Origin of the sequence: Vibrio rotiferianus, from assembly GCF_002214395.1 — a bacterium.
In the GTDB taxonomy this organism is placed as follows: domain Bacteria; phylum Pseudomonadota; class Gammaproteobacteria; order Enterobacterales; family Vibrionaceae; genus Vibrio; species Vibrio rotiferianus.
Genome location: NZ_CP018312.1, coordinates 2,754,255 through 2,771,656, shown reverse-complemented (window position 1 = coordinate 2,771,656; position 17,402 = coordinate 2,754,255). Strand labels below are relative to the sequence as shown.

The window sequence follows — 17,402 nt, the reverse complement described above, 5'->3', positions numbered from 1 at the left end:
AGGAAGAGCGGGGCTCTTCCTTTTTATATTTGGGTCTACTTTATTAGCTAGTACGTTTTACAGCCATATGGGCTAGTGTGATGAGTGCTTGCTTATATTCAGACTCTGGCAGGATTGCGAGCTCAGCAATGGCTTTATCTGCTTCATCCAGCGCTCTTTGCGTGGTGTATTCGAGAGAGCCTGCAGCTTGCATGACGGCAAGAATTTCTTCTAACCTGTCCATACCGTTCGCTTTTTCAATTGCTTCACGGATCATCTGCGCATTATCTGGTGTACTGTTACGCATCGCATGCAATAGAGGTAGTGTTGGTTTGCCTTCAGCTAAATCGTCACCAACATTCTTGCCCATATCCTCACCGTCTGACGTATAATCCATCACGTCATCGATGAGTTGGAATGCGGTGCCAAGGTATTTGCCGTAGTTTTGTAACGCCACTTCTACTTCTTCTGGAGCATCATTAAGAATCGCACCAATTTGTGTTGCTGATTCAAACAGACGTGCTGTTTTCGAGTAGATGACTTGCATGTAGCTTTCTTCAGTCGTGTCAGGATCATTACAGTTCATCAACTGCTGAACCTCACCTTCTGCGATCACATTAACAGCATCACTCATTAGCTTAAGGATCTTCATTGATCCTAGCTCAGTCATCATTTGGAACGAGCGAGTATAAATAAAGTCCCCAACTAACACGCTCGCCGCATTACCAAATGCAGCGTTCGCTGTCGCTTTACCACGACGCATGTCAGATTCATCAACTACATCATCGTGCAACAAAGTTGCTGTATGGATGAACTCGATAAACGCCGCAGCCATAGTATGACCGTTACCTTGGTAACCAAGAGCACGTGCTGACAATATTGCCAGAAGTGGTCTCAGGCGTTTGCCCCCACCACTCACGATATAGAAACCGAGTTGGTTGATTAAAGAGACATCAGAATTTAGTTGGGCTTGAATTGTTTCATTCACTTTTGCCATGTCATCGGCAGTAAGCGCTTGGATAGTTTTAAAATCCATCGTATATCCGGCTGAAGTTAGACCCTGCAAGGCTTATTCGATTTATATAATTGTCGAATAATACACTAAAAAACGTTGATTAATACATTACTAAAGGGCATGATTGCCGCACTTTTCTTTGGCGATTAGCTTTTCGCCAATTTTTTCAAAATATGGCTTGTCATAGGAGCATCTCTTCTGTAGAATCTGCGCCCTATTGATGATTAGTTTAGCGCACACCCTCATGAAAAGGCTGTGCGGAAAAAGCGGAGTAAAATATGTACGCTGTTTTCCAATCTGGTGGTAAACAACACCGTGTAAGCGAAGGTCAAACTCTTCGTTTAGAGAAATTAGACGTTGAAACTGGTGCAACTGTAGAATTTGATAAAGTTCTTCTTGTTGCTAACGGCGAAGACATCAAAGTTGGTGCTCCTCTTGTAGAGGGCGGCAAAGTTGTTGCTGAAGTTGTACAACACGGTCGTGGCGATAAAGTTAAAATCGTTAAGTTCCGTCGTCGTAAGCACTCTCGTAAGCAACAGGGTCACCGTCAGTGGTTCACTGAAGTGAAGATCACTGGTATCAACGCTTAATCTATTAGGAGAGTTTAACAATGGCACACAAAAAAGCTGGTGGTTCTACTCGTAACGGCCGCGATTCAGAAAGCAAACGTCTAGGTGTTAAGCGTTTCGGTGGTGAATCTGTTCTTGCAGGTAACATCATCGTTCGTCAACGTGGTACTAAGTTCCACGCTGGTAACAACGTAGGTATCGGTAAAGACCACACTCTATTCGCTCTTACTGAAGGTAAGGTGAAGTTCGAGGTTAAAGGTCCTAAGAACCGTAAGTTTGTAAGCATCGAAGCTGAGTAATTTTACCTTTTAGGTTAATTATTAAAGCTTTACAGCTGAATTCAAAAGCCCTGCCGATTCGGCGGGGTTTTTTATTTGTAGCAGTCGACATATCGAAGTTTCTCGTTTTAGCCCTGAGCGCTGGGTATCTGGGAGCTTAGATCTGTCATCTGCTAAAATTGTTTGATGACAAGTCAGATTTAATCCACGCACGAAGTAGTCGGAGTAAAAGATGAAGTTCGTAGATGAAGCGGTAGTAAAAGTTCAGGCTGGTGACGGCGGTAGCGGCGTTGTAAGTTTCTGGCGTGAAAAATTCATCACCAAAGGTGGCCCAGATGGTGGCGACGGTGGTGATGGTGGTGATGTATACATCCAAGCCGATGAAAACCTAAATACCCTGATCGATTACCGTTTCCAACGCTTTTACGAAGCAGAACGCGGTGAAAACGGTCGCGGCGGTAACTGTACTGGTAAACGTGGTAAAGACATCACGCTTCGCGTGCCAGTTGGTACTCGCGCAGTTGATATCCACACTAACGAAATCGTTGCAGAAGTAGCAGAACACGGTAAGAAAGTGATGGTCGCTAAAGGCGGCTGGCACGGTCTTGGTAACACGCGTTTCAAATCTTCAGTAAACCGCGCTCCTCGTCAGAGAACGTTGGGTACTAAAGGTGAAATCCGTGAAATCCGTCTAGAGCTATTGCTATTGGCTGACGTTGGTATGCTTGGTCTGCCTAACGCAGGTAAATCAACCTTTATCCGCGCAGTATCCGCAGCAAAACCAAAAGTAGCAGATTACCCATTTACTACGCTAATCCCAAGCTTGGGTGTTGTGAGTGTGGTTCCTGAGAAGAGCTTTGTGGTTGCTGATATTCCTGGTCTTATCGAAGGTGCAGCAGACGGTGCAGGTCTAGGTATTCGCTTCCTTAAGCACCTAGAGCGTTGCCGAGTGTTATTGCACATGATTGATATCATGCCTATCGATCAGTCTGATCCAATTCAAAATGCCCTAACCATCATTGATGAGCTAGAGCAGTACAGTGAAAAACTAGCAGGCAAACCTCGTTGGTTAGTTTTCAACAAAACGGATCTGATGCCGGAAGAAGAAGCGAATGAAAAGATCCAAGAGATCTTGGATGCGCTAGGTTGGGAAGACGAGTTCTTTAAGATCTCGGCGATCAACCGTAACGGTACAAAAGAGCTTTGCTACAAGCTAGCAGACTTTATGGAAAACCTACCTCGTGAAGAGGAAGAAGTGGCTGAAGAAGATAAAGTTAACTTCATGTGGGACGATTACCATAAAGACGCAATGGCTGGTAAAGACGTGATCACTGAAGATGACGACGACGATTGGGATGACTGGGACGACGAAGAAGACGACGGTCACGTTGTTTACGTCCGCGACTAATCGCTAGCTAATTCATTAAGCCGCAATGTGTATTGCGGCTTTTTTTGTATCTAAATCATGTTTAGCCGATTTGATTTGCGGCACAATATCAAATTGTGCTTAATCACATATTTAGTAGGCGGCAATGTTTGCGTCTACACGCTTTTATAAAAGGAATTAGGAAGTCTCTATGTCATCAAAGCAGAGAGCGATATCTAGGTTAGTCGCTCAGTCTGGACAGATGTTATTGGCCCATGGTGCAGAAAGCACTTTGGTGAGTGACATCATGCGTCGTATCGGTCTTGCATGTGGAGTATCTGAAGTTGCTGTAGCACTCTCTGCTAATGCACTTGTTGTGACCACTGTTATGGAAGATCACTGTATCACCACTGCACGGAGCTGTGCTGATCGCGGCATCAATATGCGTGTGATTACCCAAATTCAGCGTATCTGTATCCTAATGGAGCGTGGACTGCTGGATTTCAATATGGCGCAAAAAAAGCTCAATCATATTAGCCCTGAACGTTATAACAGATGGTTGGTGGTATTTATGATTGGCCTATCGTGCGCCGCCTTTAGTCGCCTTGCCGGAGGGGATTGGGGGGTGTTCGCTATGACGTTTATAGCCTCAGCAGTTGGTATGACAGTACGTCAAGAGATAGGTCATCGTCACTTCAACCCATTACTTAACTTTGCTGCAACGGCTTTTGTTACCACTCTTGTTTCTGCTCAAGCGGTTATCTTTGATATCGGAAATCTGCCCACGGTCGCTATGGCGTCATCAGTACTGATGCTGGTTCCGGGTTTTCCACTCATTAACTCGGTTGCTGATATGTTGAAAGGTCACATCAACATGGGGATCGCGCGATTCACTATGGCGAGCTTGCTTACTTTAGCAACCTGTCTTGGTATTGTGGCGGCAATGGAGGTGACTGGCATTTGGGGGTGGATGAGCTAATGAGTGTGTTTGAACTGGCTTTAGGTCTTTTAAATGACATGTTTTTTGCAGCGATTCCAGCTGTTGGCTTTGCTATGGTGTTCAATGTGCCACAGAGAGCTTTAGTCTATTGTGCAGTGGGTGGTGCTATTGGCCATGGCAGTCGATATTTGATGATGCATTTTGGCTTACCGATTGAGTGGGCTACTTTTTTTGCCGCTACTCTGGTTGGTATGATTGGTGTTCATTGGTCGCATCGTTTTCTTGCTCACCCTAAAGTATTCACTGTTGCAGCCTTAATCCCTATGGTTCCTGGGGTATTTGCTTATAAAGCGATGATTGCCATGGTAGAGATAAACCACCTGGGTTACTCACCTGAACTTATTGCGACGTGCATGGAAAACTTTCTTAAGGCGATGTTTATTATTGCAGGCTTAGCGGTTGGCTTGGCAGTTCCGGGGCTGCTATTCTATCGCCGTCGACCAATAGTTTAAGGACCCAATATGATCATCAGCATGATTGCCGCGATGGCAGACAATCGTATTATCGGTAAAGATAACCAAATGCCTTGGCATCTTCCTGCCGATTTTGCATGGTTTAAGCGTTGCACCATGGGTAAACCAGTAGTGATGGGACGCAAAACTTATGAATCGATTGGGCGTCCATTACCTGGTCGTTTGAACATTGTCATCAGCCGCGATGCATCGCTTACAATCGAAGGGGTAACGACTGTTACGTCGATTGAGAATGCGCTTGACGTTGTTGGCGCGGTAGACGAAGTGATGATCATTGGTGGCGGGGCGATTTATTCTGCTTGTTTACCAATGGCTAACAAGCTGTATATCACTCATATTGAAGCCGAAATTGATGGAGATACTCAGTTCCCAGATTGGGGAAGTGAGTTCAAAGAAACATACTCTGAAGCGTACCAAGCGGATGAGAAAAACGCTTACAACATGCGTTTTACTGTCCTAGAAAAGTAATCGGATAGAATTAGAAAAGCACCGCAAATGCGGTGCTTTTTGTTTTCTAGTCCGGCAATCAGAGCCGTTAAGTGAGAGCTTGTTGAGTGAAGACTTGCTTGTCTTCCCAACGAATCATGGTTAATGAACCACCCCAAACGCAGCCAGTATCAAGACCAATGATGTTTTCATCTATATGACCTTGCAGTGCAGCCCAGTGGCCAAACAACACCGCTTTTTCTAAAGGAACACGTTGCGGCAGTTTAAACCATGGCACAAGTTCATCTTCTGACACTTCTTGTGGTGGCAGTTTACAATCCATATCTAAGCGGCCATCTGGAAAGCAAAAACGCATACGAGTAAAGGCGTTGATGGTGTAGCGGTAACGGTCGAGCCCTGATAGGGATTCATCCCATAGGTCAGGTTGGTTGCTGTACATATTTTCTAGCAGCCAAGGCAATTGCTCACTTTGAATAATTGCTTCCACTTCACGAGCGCAGCTTCTAGCGGTCACCAAGCCCCATTGAGGAGAGATGCCCGCATGACACATGACAAAGTCATCGTGTTCTGCCAACAGTGGTTGTTGTGATAGCCAAGTTAGCAGTTCTTCTTTGTCTGGTGCTGAGAAGATAGGCGCGGTTTTATCCTTATCTTTGACTTTTTTTAGCCCTTGAGAGACGGCCATTAGGTGCAAATCATGATTACCCAGTACGACTTTTGCGTTATCTCCGAGAGATTTAACAAAGCGTAGTGTTTCTAAAGACTTAGGCCCGCGAGCGACAAGGTCGCCTGCTAACCACAGTTGATCGTGGCTGGCTGAGAAGTTGACCTGCTCTAACAGTTGTAACAACTCATCGAAACAGCCTTGAATATCACCAACAATATAGGTAGCCACTGACTCTCCTGATTAATTTAAAACATTGGGAACAGCCAAGCGGAATGGATCAATTTCGGTGATAAATTCCTGCCCTTTTTCGTCCAGAAGTATGTAGTGCCCTTGCATGACACCAACGGGGGTTTCAAGTGCGGTGCCACTGCTGTAGGTGTATTCGTCGCTACTGGGAATAAAAGGTTGCTGACCGACAACACCTTCGCCTTCTACGGTCATTTGCTTGCCATTGGAATCGGTAATCAACCAGCGGCGGCTGATTAATTGTACGGTTTGTTGACTGAGGTTTTTTATCGTAATGACGTAAGCAAAAACGTAGCGTTGTAGTTCAGGGTTGGACTGTTCTTCAATGTATTTGGTATGAACTTGAATCTTGATGCAAGGTTGAATGACGTCCATGTGCACTCCTCGTAAACGACTATCTCAATAATAATAAGCCAAACCGCAAAGGGTTTGGCTCATCGTTTGAGTTATTGGTGCTGCGGGTTATCCGCAAGCCAGTTTGCCATGGCGACAAACTGCTGTAGCGTCAGGTTCTCTGGACGCATACTTGGGTTTACGCCCAACTCTTCCAATACTTCAGTGCTCAACAGTGATTTGTAGCAGTTACGTACTGTCTTACGGCGTTGGTTGAAGCCTTCGCGACATACACGCTCCAACAAACGCAAATCTTTTGCTGGGTGAGGAAGGACTTCGTAAGGAACCAAGCGAACCACAGCTGAATCTACCTTCGGTGGCGGAACAAATGCCGTCGGCGGTACTTCTAGTACGGGCACAACTTTACAGTAGTATTGAGCCATTACCGTTAGACGGCCGTAAGCCTTGCTACCAGGGCCTGCTGCCAAACGGTTTACCACTTCTTTTTGAAGCATAAAGTGCATGTCTTGAATGTCTTTATGAAATTCAAATAGGTGGAACATCAATGGTGTAGAGATGTTGTATGGCAAGTTACCGAAGATACGTAGCTTGTTGTTTGGCTTCACTAATTGAGTGAAGTCAAAGCGCATCGCATCGCCTTCGTGAATAGTCAGCTTGTCAGCCAATTCTGGATGGTTGCGTAGACGCTCTGCTAGATCGCGGTCTAACTCGATTACGGTGAACTTATCGACTTCACGGCCGACAGGTTCAGTAATTGCACCAAGGCCCGGGCCGATCTCAACAAGGTTCTGACCTGGTCTTGGGTTAATTGCTGATACGATGCCATCAATAATGTATGGGTCGTTCAGGAAGTTTTGACCAAAACGTTTACGCGCTTTGTGTCCTAAATGGACATCATTTCTCATTGTTTCTTCTCTACCAATTCTATCGCATGCGTGAGCGCTGTTCGGAAGCTCCCTGTATCCGCTTGACCTGTCCCTGCCAGTTCTAATGCAGTACCGTGATCCACCGACGTTCTAATAAATGGTAGACCAAGCGTAATGTTTACTGAACGACCAAAGCCTTTGTATTTTAATACAGGCAACACTTGATCGTGGTACATACCTAAAACAGCATCAGCATCGTTTAAATACTTTTCATTGAAAATGGTGTCTGCCGGCAAAGGGCCGATCAGATTGATTCCTTTTTCTTTTTGAATCTTTTCCAATGTCGGAGTGATGGTTTCGATCTCTTCGCGACCCAAACAGCCATCTTCTCCCGCATGTGGATTTAACCCGCAAACATAGATGTTTGGTTGAGAGATGGCAAATTTTTCTACAAGATCTTTATGAAGAATATCGATGATTTTCTCTAATCGCTCTTCCGTGACGGCTTTTGAAACATAAGCTAAAGGAATATGTGTAGTGACAAGTGCCACTCTCAGACCTTCAGTTGCCAGCATCATCACGACCAACGGTGTGTTGGACTTCTCGGCGAAGAATTCAGTATGACCGCTGAACGCAACGCCTGAGCGATTAATCACCCCCTTATGTACAGGGCCGGTGACAATAGCATCAAATTCATCATTCATACAGCCCAAAGCGGCTCTTTCTAACGTTTTTAACACGTAGTGGCCATTGGCTTCATTAAGTTGACCAGCCACCGCAGTCTCCGCGATTTCAATATGGTCAACGATCAATGTACCTGCTTGCTGTGCTTTAGGTGCTTCTTCTGGATTGTAATCAAATAGTTGAACGTCTATGCCGAGCTGATTGGCTCTTTCTGCCAATACATTTTTGTCTGCACAAACGACAATTTGGTGTGCCCAGTCTTCCTTAGATAGGGCCAGCACCAAATCAGGGCCAATCCCCGCAGGCTCACCTGCGGTGACGACGATTCTACGAATCGAATTAGTTTTCATCATTGTCATCCACGATTTCAACGAATGCACTCGCTCGAAGCTCTTGCATCCATGCGCCTACTTCTTCATTAAACTTTCGATTAAATAGAATACGGTAAGCTTTGTTCTTCATCGCTGAGTCAGTGCGGTCTACTTGACGGCGGTCTAGCACTTCAACAATATGCCAGCCATGTACCGTTTTGAACGGTTCACTGATTGAGCCGACTGGTAATGTCTCAACTTGATGTTTGAACTCTGGCACGTAAAGATCCGGAGTTTGGTAGCCCAGCTCACCATCTTGTGCTGCTGAACCAGGATCTTGGCTGTATTGTGTTGCCAGTTGAGCAAACGTTGCTTCACCAGCTTTAATACGACGAATGAACTCGTTTAGCTGTTTTTTCGCACCATCGTCACTGAGAATAACCGTTGGTTTAATAAGAATGTGGCGAGCATTTACTTCGGTGACTGCAACAGTCTCAAGACCTTTTACATCCTCAATTTTTAGGATATGGAAGCCAATACCGCTACGGAATGGACCGATGATGCTGCCCTTATTTTGCATTTTGATTTGGTCAGCAAAGATGGTTGGCATTTCTTCTTTACGCATCCAACCCCAGTCACCACCTTGCAACGCTTTAGGGCCTTTAGAATACGCGTATGCCATTTCTGCAAAGTCGGCACCCTTGTTCAACTCTTTGACCAGTTCTTTTGCTTGTGCTTCAACTTCTGACTTTTGCTTGTCATCGGAGAATCGTAGCTGAATATGGCCAATTTTGTATTGAACCGTCGCGTTGGTTTCTTGTGCAAGTTGCTCAGCAAGACCATCTACCTCAGCAGGAAGGATATTAATTCTGCGACGGACTAGCGCGTTGCGAGCTTCGGATGCAGCAATTTCTTTACGAATTTGCTCTCGGAACTCCGCGTAGCTTAAGCCGTCTTGCTGGATTGAAGTCGTTAGCTGCTCAATCGTTTGGTTGTTGTTACGCGCAATTTCCGCAATGGCTTGGTTTAGGCGGTTGTCGTCAATGCGGACACCAATACGTTCTGCTTCTTGCTCTTGCAATGTATCCATGATGAGTTTTTCAACGACTTGCTCCTTCAGTACACTTGCAGAAGGTAAGCTTTGCCCGCTCTGTCTAGCATTGGCTTGAAGCGTTTTCATCGCGGTGTTGATGTCACTTTGTAGTATCACACCATCGTTTACAATTACGGCAACCTTATCTAGCTCAACAGGTGCAGCTACAACACCACACGATAGTAGGGTGGTGAATAAGATGGATTTCCAAATTTTCATTAAATATTCCGTTGTTAAAATTGAGCGTCATCGATATATATGACGCTTAATTTGATTAATTGTTCAGATAGAATGGTCGGCCGTATTTGATCGCGTTGTCTGAGCCGTCAAGTTCTTTTGCTGCGGTGTCAGCACGTTGATTGGTTGCAAAGCCCTGAATACCAAAGTTAACGCTAACGTTGTTTTCATATTCAGCTGATGCACCGTCTGCACCGATGATTGCGTTATCCCAACCTAGCAATTGGTTCGAGTACGTGAAACCAATATACCAACAGTCAGATTGGTAACGAAGACTTGCTAGCCACTCTAGTGCATTACTTTCGTTTAGATCGTAGTAGTATTGTCCGCTTGTAGACCAATTGCGATTAATATCATAAGAAGCAACTAGTCCTGCTTGAGATATGCCTTTTCTGGTTACTTTTGGCCAATCGGTTCTTTCATCGTCAGTATCTTGGATTGATTCTATTATGTAATCTAAAGTGACATAACGGTAGTTGGCTTGAATAAAGCCATTTTTAAATTGATATTCCAATGTGCTGTTGGCTAGTTGCATAGCATTCATATCAATGTCGTATTGAACCCCGCCATGGTAGAACAGGTAATCGTTGTAGTTAAAGTCCGCTTCAATTGCCCATGATGAGTAATTGGTGGTTTTATCAGGCTCAGTTGGGTTATTGCTGATCTTGGTCTTTTTATCAAAGTAGTAGATTTGGCCAAAAGAGATGTTGAGTCTTTCTTTGTACTCATCATCAAAAAAGCGCGTACTTGCACCATAGCTTAGCTGGTTTGCTGATGCGATTTTATCGATGCCACTGTACTTGCGACTGCGGAACAAGCCGTAGTAGTCGGTTTGCAGTAAGGTGGTGTCGTAGTTGTAGATATTGGTTTGATCTTCATCGGGTACATACAGATATTGCACCTGAGGCTCTAAGCTTTGAGTATACCCCGTTAACCAGCTAGTATCGCGCTCCAAGTAAACTCGAGCGTGAGAGCGAAACTCAGGAATAACGCGAGATACGCTGTCGTCCAGTTGGTTTCTCAATTTTGCATCGGTAAGGCTATCGATGTTCTGTGAGTAGTAGGTTGAAAGTACTCTGGCCTCAGTGGTCCAAGTCGCCCATGATGTAGATAGCGGTATGGTCAACCCTGGTTCTACGTGCACACGAGTTGCATCAGGTTTTGCAGTATCGCTGGTATCAAATTGGCTAATTTGGCTCTTTACATCAAAGTTCAAGTATTGGCCCCAGAGAGGGGTGTAGTAATTCAGATCTATTTGTGGAAGCAAGCGGTATGGCTGGTTCTCTTCCTTAAGTAGAATTTGGAAGTCTCGAACGGTAAGAGCCATATCCCAGTTGTTCGAACGGTATTTGACTTGCCCCTCTTGAACCAACTGGCCATCTTCACGGTTACCAATATCTGAGTCTAGGTCGCGGAAATAATCTATATCACTGACTTGAGAGTAATCTAGTTTTACAACCCATTGCTTATCAATAATGCCGTCGTGTTTAATCTGATAACCCCAACGACGTTCATCTTGGTACTTTTTATCGCTATTCATGTACTCGCCTTTGATTTCGCCGGCTCCCCAACCATCGGTGAGGTAACGAAAATCTGTGTCGAGTTTAGTACCACGCTCTTGCATGTACAGCGTGGTAAGGGTCATGTCGTAGTTAGCGGCCATATTCCAGTAAAATGGAACTTCAAGCTCTAAGCCATCGCTTGAACCATAAGAGATCGATGGAAATAAGAAGCCAGTTTTACGAGTATCACCAATTGGTAGGGTTAAGTAGGGCGCATAGAAAACGGGTACGTCGAGCACTTCAAATCTTGGGTGATGCAGTGTCGCTGTTTCTTCGTCCTGATCCACATCTATTCCTGATGCGACTAAGCGCCAAGAATTGTCGCCTTGAGGGCAAGAGGTGATTGAGCCATCTTCTAGCTCATAGACCGATTGCCCAGTTCGCGCTATGTACGCGGCAGTACCGCGGCCTTGCTGGCATAAGAACTGATAATCGGTGTTCTCTAGAGAGAAAGTATCTCGATTTATATCGTTAGTGACCTTGTCAGATTTTGCCTTTACTTGACCATCATTGAAAGTAACATTGCCCTCAGCGACGACGACATTGTCTTGTTGATGAAGCGTAACGCTATCAGCAGTAATCTTTTTGTAGCCTTGCGTGACCTCGACGTTGCCGGAGTACATGGCTTTATCGCCATTAATGGCTTGCAGGCTATCCGCTTGAACAACAACGGGCGTGTTTAGTGAATCTTCACTATCACTGGTTTGGACCAAGCATTGATCTGTGGTGGGCATTTCCTGCACACTATCATGCATATTTGTTTCAGCGTAAGTTGTGGGTACAAACAGAGCGGTGCTGATAGAGGCCGCTAAAAACGTGCGGGAGAAATGTTGCATGGAATTGAACTGTCCTGTGTCACTGCTGCTCGATGGCTATTGGGGTCGTAATCCCTTCGCTACATAGCCAAATGAATCTAACTATAGCGGCGCGTATCTCTGAGCTCATATAGTTATGGCATAATTACCAAATACATAAGTCACAAAGATAAAAAGGCGAAATGGCCTGGCCGAAATAAAAACAATTCCCTTATCATAAAGGAAATCATCGCGTCCAGCACTATAAGACCGTCGTCGTCGATAAAAATTCATTGATAGAGAACACATAATGCATATTTTTGGCAAAATATTAGGAGCCTTTTTTGGCTTGTTGCTTGGAGGACCATTCGGTTTATTGTTTGGCCTATTTATCGGTCATCAATTCGATAAAGCGCGCCGTTTAAGCCAAGCTGGATTTTCTACAGGTGGTTTCGGTAAAGGGCCTAGCCAAGCACAGCGGCAAGAAGAGTTCTTCAAAGCGGCGTTTGCGGTAATGGGCCACCTAGCAAAAGCCAAAGGTCAAGTGACTAAAGAAGAGATTCAACTAGCATCAGCGATGATGGACCGCATGAGTCTTCATGGCGACCAGCGCCGCGCAGCACAAGATGCGTTTCGTGAAGGGAAAGAAAGTGACTTCCCTCTAGATGATGTGTTGGTACGTGTAAAGATATCTTCAGGCGGTCGTTTCGATTTATTGCAGTTCTTCTTAGAGCTGCAGATTTCGGCAGCATTTGCTGACGGTTCGATTCATCCAAGTGAGCGAAATGTACTACATAAAATTGCACGTGGCCTCGGGTTTTCTTCGGAGCAACTAGAGCGTCGTCTGCACATGCAAGAAGCGGCGTTCCGTTTCCAAAGTCAGGGGGGATTCCAAGGACAACATCAAGGCCAGTACCAGTCATCAGGTTCAGGTTGGCAACAAGCTTCGCAAGCGGATCAATTGGCTGATGCTTATAAAATTCTGGATGTGTCTTCAGATGCCGACGGCAAAACAGTGAAGCGTGCTTACCGTAAACTGATGAATGAGCATCACCCAGATAAGTTGATGGCAAAAGGTCTACCACCAGAAATGATGAACGTCGCGAAAGAAAAGTCGCAGGAAATTCAGAATGCTTACGATCTGATTAAAAAGGTCAAAGGCTTTAAATAAGTGCGTATTCCTACCAAATCTCAATAAAAAAGGGCACCTAGTGCCCTTTTTTATTTTCTGTCTAGTCTTTGGCTTGTCGATAGCTTCGAGCGTTTGAACTTGTGATCTTTTGACCTATGGTGACCCAAAAGCGCTTTCGCCTGCTTTTAAGCTCTCTAGTTAGCTTGATTCAAGTCCCAATCGTATTCGTATTTCACGTTGCCTGAGAAGTTTTTGTATTGCGGGGCATATTGAGCAATGTGGTTGAATACTTGCTTCTTACCGCCAAAATCTTCGGCAAACCAATCATAAATAGAAGATAGCTGTGCCGTGTTACCTTGGATGGATACGCCTTTGCTGCTGTTGATAAATGTTTTTGCAGCTCTTTCGAGTAAGGCTTGAGAGTTGTCGGCAGTGAATGCTTGAGTCTGTAAATTTGGGCAACCTAAGCTGGCACAGTTCACCGCGTAATGGGTTCTTGGATCATTCCAGATTGGACGCAAAATTCGATGCTCAATATCGTTTAAAGTCAAGTTCTTCCCATTTATCTCGACCACATCATCTCCCCAAGGTCCAAAGCTAAATAAGCCGCCCAGTTTGGTTATCGATTGGACGGGATAGTTATCCAAAATCAGATCAACCGTGATGGCGTTGTAAAGGTTTATCCAGTATGCGTATTGCTCTGCTTGGTTGTATTGTAGAGGGTTGAGTTTTGCCAAACGTTGGATGTACTGTTTCAGCTTCGTTTTATCCGTCGAGGTGACTTGGCTGTAACGAAACAAGGTATTCTCGCCTTGTTCAACTAAGTAAGTATCGAGCAATTGCTGCCAATCTTGATGAGAGATTTGACTTTGATTAGCCTGATTCGATTGTTTCCAATACGGCCATAAGTCGGATTTAGGTGCGGCAAATGTTGGTAAAGAAACCAGAGCACACAATAGCAATAACAGACGCTTCATAGAGAGACCTTTGGGTTAAACCTTGTTGATAGTGTAGACCTGTCTACGATGGGATTTCTTTCCTGGCACAATGAATATAAAGAAAAAAGGTTGGCCAATGCCAACCTTGTATTTGTTTCAATTACGATTTGAATTAGCTCAAGAAACTCGGGATATTCGCCTCGTACTCGGCAATCTTGTCTTCGTGTTGAAGGGTAAGACCGATATTGTCCAAACCGTTTAGCAGGCAGTGACGACGGAACGAATCGATTTCAAAACCATATTCTTTGCCGTTGGCGCGAACCACATTCGCTTCTAGGTCCACTTCTACTTCTGCGCCTTCGTTAGCTTCAACAAACTGGAAGATTTCATCCACTTCTTGCTCAGTCAAACGAACTGGCACCATTTGGTTGTTGATCGAGTTACCGTAAAAAATATCGGCAAAGCTTGGTGCGATCATCGCTTTGATGCCGTAATCCGCCAGTGCCCACGGTGCGTGCTCACGAGAAGAACCACAACCGAAGTTTTCACGCGCTAGCAAGATAGAAGTGCCTTGGTAGCGAGGAGCGTTCATCACGAACTCTGGGTTCGGTTGTTCGCCAGCATCGTCTAGGAAGCGCCAGTCATGGAATAGGTGCTTACCAAACCCTAGGCGAGAGACCTTTTGCAGGAACTGTTTTGGAATGATGGCATCAGTATCAACGTTCGCTGCATCTAGAGGAACAACTAAGCCTGTGTGTTGTTTAAACCCTGACATTTGTTTGCTCCTTAGTCTAGTTCACGGATATCTACAAAGTGACCAGCAATTGCTGCCGCCGCTGCCATCGCAGGGCTCACTAGGTGGGTACGGCCATCACGACCTTGGCGGCCTTCAAAGTTACGGTTTGAAGTAGACGCACAACGTTCATGTGGACCCAAACGGTCGTTGTTCATTGCTAGACACATTGAACAACCAGGTAGGCGCCACTCAAAGCCCGCGTCTTTAAAGATAACGTCCAAGCCTTCCGCTTCTGCCTGCGCTTTTACTTGCTCAGAGCCAGGAACGATGAGCGCTTGAACGTGAGACGCGACTTTGCGACCTTTCGCTACTTCAGCGGCTGCGCGCATGTCTTCGATACGTGAGTTAGTACAAGAACCAACGAAGACTTTATCGACCTTGTAATCAGACAATGACTTGCCCGCTTCTAGACCCATGTAAGCCAATGCTTTTTCTGCCGAGGCTTTTTCTACAGGGTCCGCAAAACTTTCTGGTGCTGGGATCGGTTGGTCTACCGCGATCACTTGGCCTGGGTTAGTACCCCAAGTGACTTGTGGTTTGATGTCCGCTGCGTTTAGCGTCACGACCGCATCAAACTGAGCATCATCGTCAGTTTTTAATGTCTTCCAGTATTCTACTGCTGCATCAAAGTCCGCACCTTGAGGTGAGAATTTACGGCCTTTAATGTATTCGAATGTGGTTTCATCTGGTGCAATCAACCCGGCTTTCGCGCCTAGCTCAATCGCCATGTTACATACGGTCATGCGGCCTTCCATTGAAAGGTCGGTGATCGCTTCACCACAGAATTCAACCACGTAGCCTGTACCGCCAGCAGCTGTGGTCTCACCGATGATCGCTAGCACGATGTCTTTCGCCGTGATGCCCGGCGCCACTTTGCCTTTCACTTCGATCTTCATCGTCTTAGCGCGCGCTTGTTTTAGTGTTTGAGTTGCTAGCACGTGCTCCACTTCTGAAGTACCGATACCAAATGCAAGTGAACCAAATGCACCGTGAGTTGCGGTATGTGAGTCACCACAAACAATGGTCATGCCCGGTAGGGTAATACCAAGCTCTGGGCCCATAACGTGGACAATACCTTGGTATTTGTGGTTGATGTCGTAAAGCGTAACACCAAACTCTTCACAGTTTTTCGATAGCGTTTCCATCTGGATACGAGCCATCTCACCGGAGGCGTTGATGTCTTTGGTGGTTGTCGAAACGTTGTGGTCCATGGTGGCAAAAGTTTTGCTGACCTGACGCACTTTGCGACCTTTTTCACGCAAGCCGTCAAATGCTTGCGGAGACGTCACTTCATGTACCAAGTGACGGTCGATGTACAAGATTGGGTTTTCCCCTTCTGCTGCGACGGCAACGTGTGCGTCGTAGACTTTTTCGTATAGTGTTTTGCCCATTGGTTTGCTTCCTTTCCTCGTTATCCTTGTCGCTTTGTTTTAGCACCAATGACTTAGAGGTAAGCCATTGGTGGATAGAGGATTTAGTATTTATTATGAATCTGTTCTGTATTATGAGTTTAAGATGTATTCAGCGATCTTATCGCCCATCTCAGATGTTGTAAGTGCAGGGTTATCACCAGCAAGATCGCCCGTTAGCTCCCCAGCTGATAGCGCTTTTGAAACTGCTGCTTCAATGTCTTGTGCCACCGTTTCTTCACCTAGGCTGTAACGCAGCATCAGTGCAGCAGATAGGATTTGCGCCACTGGGTTAGCGATGTTCTTACCTGCGATATCTGGTGCACTGCCGCCTGCTGGCTCGTACAGACCGAATTTGCTTTCGTTTAGGCTCGCTGAAGGCAGCATACCCATAGAGCCCGTGATCATCGCGCACTCATCAGAAATGATGTCGCCGAAGATGTTTGAACATAGCATTACGTCGAACTGTGCAGGATCTTTGATAAGCTGCATGGTTGCGTTATCAATGTACATGTGTGACAGCTCAACATCTGGGTAGTCTTTTGCGATTTCTTCGACTACTTCACGCCATAGGATAGAGCTTTGTAGAACGTTCGCTTTGTCGATTGAGCACACTTTCTTGCGGCGTAGACGAGCAGACTCAAAAGCGATTTTTGCAATACGTTCGATCTCAAAGCGGTGGTACACCTCAGTGTCGAACGCTTTTTCTGTTGGACCTTCACCTTCACGACCTTTTGGTTGGCCGAAGTAGATACCGCCTGTTAGTTCACGGACTACCACGATGTCAAAACCACGACCTGAGATGTCTGCACGTAGTGGTGAGAAGGCTTCAAGACCTGAGTGAATTTGTGCCGGGCGTAGATTACAGAATAGTTGGAAGTGTTTGCGTAGTGGTAGTAGGGCGCCGCGTTCAGGTTGGTCATTTGGTGGCAAGTGTTCCCACTTAGGGCCGCCAACTGAACCAAATAGGACTGCATCAGACTCTTCACACGCTTTTACTGTGCTTTCTGGAAGTGGACAGCCGTGATTATCGATCGCGATACCACCTACATCGTGCTCGTCACGCTCAAACGCAATGCCGTGCTTCTTTTCGATTGCATCCAACACTTTATGTGCTTGCGCCATTACTTCTGGGCCGATGCCGTCGCCTGGTAAAACGGCAATTTTGTATGATTTGTCTGTCATG

18 protein-coding genes are annotated in these 17,402 nt (G+C 45.6%); 7 read left to right on the top strand and 11 right to left on the bottom strand.

The features are described from left to right. Positions 1–43: 43 nt before the first annotated feature. Entirely contained in the window at positions 44–1,015 is a 972-nt protein-coding gene (ispB, locus tag BSZ04_RS21915; RefSeq protein WP_010445457.1) for an octaprenyl diphosphate synthase, read from the bottom strand. A 257-nt stretch (positions 1,016–1,272) separates the two neighbouring features. Here ispB and rplU point away from each other — a divergent pair, with 257 nt between their 5' ends. From rplU to folA, 6 genes are all read left to right on the top strand, one after another. Further along, positions 1,273–1,584: a 50S ribosomal protein L21 gene (gene rplU, locus BSZ04_RS21910; protein ID WP_000271393.1), complete on the top strand. Its 312-nt coding sequence runs from the start codon at positions 1,273–1,275 to the stop codon at positions 1,582–1,584. Positions 1,585–1,604: 20 nt separating this feature from the next. Beyond that, on the top strand, positions 1,605–1,862 hold the full coding sequence (gene rpmA, locus BSZ04_RS21905) for a 50S ribosomal protein L27 (RefSeq protein WP_005383095.1): 258 nt from the start codon (positions 1,605–1,607) through the stop codon (positions 1,860–1,862). A 211-nt stretch (positions 1,863–2,073) separates the two neighbouring features. Next, positions 2,074–3,249, top strand: coding sequence for an Obg family GTPase CgtA (gene cgtA, locus BSZ04_RS21900; RefSeq protein ID WP_045386426.1), 1,176 nt, complete (start codon positions 2,074–2,076; stop codon positions 3,247–3,249). Between the two features lie 169 nt (positions 3,250–3,418). Further along, complete coding sequence (locus BSZ04_RS21895) at positions 3,419–4,186, top strand: threonine/serine exporter family protein (RefSeq protein WP_010445606.1); 768 nt, start codon at positions 3,419–3,421, stop codon at positions 4,184–4,186. Next, positions 4,186–4,659, top strand: a complete 474-nt coding sequence (locus BSZ04_RS21890; RefSeq protein WP_029560911.1) for a threonine/serine exporter family protein — start codon at positions 4,186–4,188, stop codon at positions 4,657–4,659. Before BSZ04_RS21895 ends, BSZ04_RS21890 begins: the two co-directional genes overlap by 1 nt. A gap of 9 nt (positions 4,660–4,668) precedes the next feature. Then, positions 4,669–5,148, top strand: coding sequence for a type 3 dihydrofolate reductase (folA, locus tag BSZ04_RS21885; RefSeq protein WP_088881370.1), 480 nt, complete (start codon positions 4,669–4,671; stop codon positions 5,146–5,148). Between the two features lie 67 nt (positions 5,149–5,215). Here the strand turns inward: folA and apaH are convergent, their stop codons facing one another. The 6 genes from apaH to lptD all read right to left on the bottom strand — a co-directional run bounded on the left by apaH (position 5,216) and on the right by lptD (position 11,983). Beyond that, positions 5,216–6,022 (bottom strand): bis(5'-nucleosyl)-tetraphosphatase (symmetrical) ApaH, encoded by an 807-nt coding sequence (apaH, locus tag BSZ04_RS21880; RefSeq protein ID WP_088881369.1) that lies wholly within the window; start codon positions 6,020–6,022, stop codon positions 5,216–5,218. 12 nt (positions 6,023–6,034) lie between these two features. Continuing rightward, positions 6,035–6,415 carry a Co2+/Mg2+ efflux protein ApaG gene (gene apaG, locus BSZ04_RS21875; protein ID WP_088881368.1) on the bottom strand — a complete coding sequence of 127 codons (381 nt, stop codon included), beginning with the start codon at positions 6,413–6,415 and terminating at the stop codon, positions 6,035–6,037. Between the two features lie 71 nt (positions 6,416–6,486). Then, positions 6,487–7,299 (bottom strand): 16S rRNA (adenine(1518)-N(6)/adenine(1519)-N(6))-dimethyltransferase RsmA, encoded by an 813-nt coding sequence (gene rsmA / locus BSZ04_RS21870; RefSeq protein ID WP_010445616.1) that lies wholly within the window; start codon positions 7,297–7,299, stop codon positions 6,487–6,489. After that, a complete protein-coding gene (gene pdxA, locus BSZ04_RS21865) occupies positions 7,296–8,294 on the bottom strand; it encodes a 4-hydroxythreonine-4-phosphate dehydrogenase PdxA (RefSeq protein WP_010445622.1) in 999 nt (332 codons plus the stop codon). Before pdxA ends, rsmA begins: the two co-directional genes overlap by 4 nt. Continuing rightward, positions 8,284–9,567, bottom strand: a complete 1,284-nt coding sequence (gene surA, locus BSZ04_RS21860; RefSeq protein WP_088881367.1) for a peptidylprolyl isomerase SurA — start codon at positions 9,565–9,567, stop codon at positions 8,284–8,286. The genes pdxA and surA overlap by 11 nt, the downstream gene beginning before the upstream one ends. A gap of 55 nt (positions 9,568–9,622) precedes the next feature. Beyond that, complete coding sequence (gene lptD / locus BSZ04_RS21855; protein WP_088881366.1) at positions 9,623–11,983, bottom strand: LPS assembly protein LptD; 2,361 nt, start codon at positions 11,981–11,983, stop codon at positions 9,623–9,625. 268 nt (positions 11,984–12,251) lie between these two features. Between lptD and djlA the strand changes: the two genes are divergently transcribed. Next, positions 12,252–13,112, top strand: a complete 861-nt coding sequence (gene djlA / locus BSZ04_RS21850) for a co-chaperone DjlA (protein ID WP_010445630.1) — start codon at positions 12,252–12,254, stop codon at positions 13,110–13,112. A gap of 155 nt (positions 13,113–13,267) precedes the next feature. Here the strand turns inward: djlA and BSZ04_RS21845 are convergent, their stop codons facing one another. From BSZ04_RS21845 to leuB, 4 genes are all read right to left on the bottom strand, one after another. Beyond that, positions 13,268–14,050, bottom strand: a complete 783-nt coding sequence (locus tag BSZ04_RS21845; protein WP_088881365.1) for a DUF547 domain-containing protein — start codon at positions 14,048–14,050, stop codon at positions 13,268–13,270. Between the two features lie 133 nt (positions 14,051–14,183). Further along, positions 14,184–14,786: a 3-isopropylmalate dehydratase small subunit gene (leuD, locus tag BSZ04_RS21840; protein ID WP_088881364.1), complete on the bottom strand. Its 603-nt coding sequence runs from the start codon at positions 14,784–14,786 to the stop codon at positions 14,184–14,186. A gap of 11 nt (positions 14,787–14,797) precedes the next feature. Further along, entirely contained in the window at positions 14,798–16,198 is a 1,401-nt protein-coding gene (gene leuC, locus BSZ04_RS21835; RefSeq protein ID WP_088881363.1) for a 3-isopropylmalate dehydratase large subunit, read from the bottom strand. Positions 16,199–16,309: 111 nt separating this feature from the next. After that, positions 16,310–17,401: a 3-isopropylmalate dehydrogenase gene (gene leuB / locus BSZ04_RS21830; protein WP_088881362.1), complete on the bottom strand. Its 1,092-nt coding sequence runs from the start codon at positions 17,399–17,401 to the stop codon at positions 16,310–16,312. Position 17,402 lies beyond the last annotated feature (1 nt).